Below are 961 nucleotides of genomic sequence, written 5' to 3' on the forward strand. Positions count from 1 at the left end.
CCGTATTTAATAAGCAGCGAGGCTCGGGTAAATAGCTCACTTTTGGACAGGTTATCAATCATGCATCCCCCTTGTTGTTTAGGGTTGATAATAAATAAGCGATTCTTGGGATACCTGTGCCTTTGCTCTTCACCATCTCAATCAGTTGGCTTTGGTTACCCCTTGGTTGAAACAGCATGAATGATGAGGTCGCCACTCGTTGCAGGTCGTCAACACCAGCATTAATCAGAGCATCAACCACGTCGCGTGTAAGTCCAAAGCGCAAGACGGCCTCTTGCGGATCAATTCGCGCCAATTCTCGTGCTGCGTGTAGGTACGCCAAATTTAATTGATAGAAGTCTTGTTGATTGGTTGTCATTGACGGACCTCCAGTTCATGTAAAATATTGCGATAGATAGAAAGCACTCTTTGCCCATACCAGCGTGCACGCTCTTCGTTCCAACTGTGATAGCGGCCTATGCCAAGCTCTAAATCATTTGGTGAAGACTTGATTGCTTCGGCCAAAATACTTGAGCCGACCGTAAGGTTGGTGATGGGGTCTAGCAGTTCCGCTGCTGAGCTCACCCGATGCCCATGCCAATGCAAATTGATTTGCATAAGGCCAATATCGAGCTGATATTTTTCAGTCTCTTGCAGTGCCTGGTTTAACAGTTGCTCTGCTTCTGTCTTAGATTTGGCGTAGGTTGCGTTTGAACCATTGCGAATTGCGTATGGCCATGGACTGGTCATGTTGAGACCACGATGTGAGGCCGACTCAGCCAAGGCAACGGCGTAGAGCATGACTGGATCAATACCAACGCTATGTGCTGCTTTTTCCCACTGATAGCCCGGAAACGCATAGACTGAAGTGCTTGCGGACATGGCTATCACTAGGGCAATGGTTTTTGCTTTAATCGTTTTCATTTTTGTCCTCTAATTGATTTCCGAGAAGCGCCTGAATGGCTTTCGGGCTTATTCTTTT

The 961-nt window shown here is 46.9% G+C and carries 2 protein-coding genes and 1 pseudogene; all 3 read right to left on the reverse strand.

Annotated features, from left to right (window positions below):
• Positions 1-62, reverse strand: a pseudogene (locus R7Z49_RS23800) (transcriptional regulator); the annotation flags it as partial.
• The gene (locus R7Z49_RS23805; RefSeq protein WP_000210563.1) at positions 59-358 is read right to left on the reverse strand and encodes a flagellar transcriptional regulator FlhD; all 300 of its coding nucleotides are present in this window, start codon (positions 356-358) and stop codon (positions 59-61) included. The pseudogene R7Z49_RS23800 and the gene R7Z49_RS23805, both read right to left, overlap by 4 nt.
• Positions 355-903, reverse strand: coding sequence for a lytic transglycosylase domain-containing protein (locus R7Z49_RS23810; RefSeq protein ID WP_024015939.1), 549 nt, complete (start codon positions 901-903; stop codon positions 355-357). The genes R7Z49_RS23805 and R7Z49_RS23810 overlap by 4 nt, the downstream gene beginning before the upstream one ends.
• Positions 904-961 lie beyond the last annotated feature (58 nt).

It is taken from the genome of Vibrio sp. 1562, from assembly GCF_033340155.1.
Lineage (GTDB): Bacteria > Pseudomonadota > Gammaproteobacteria > Enterobacterales > Vibrionaceae > Vibrio > Vibrio alginolyticus.

What these genes read in the sequence shown, in the direction of transcription:
- R7Z49_RS23805 (WP_000210563.1), bottom strand. Translation starts at nt 358, where the DNA reads ATGACAACCAATCAACAAGACTTCTATCAATTAAATTTGGCGTACCTA.
- R7Z49_RS23810 (WP_024015939.1), bottom strand. Translation starts at nt 903, where the DNA reads ATGAAAACGATTAAAGCAAAAACCATTGCCCTAGTGATAGCCATGTCC.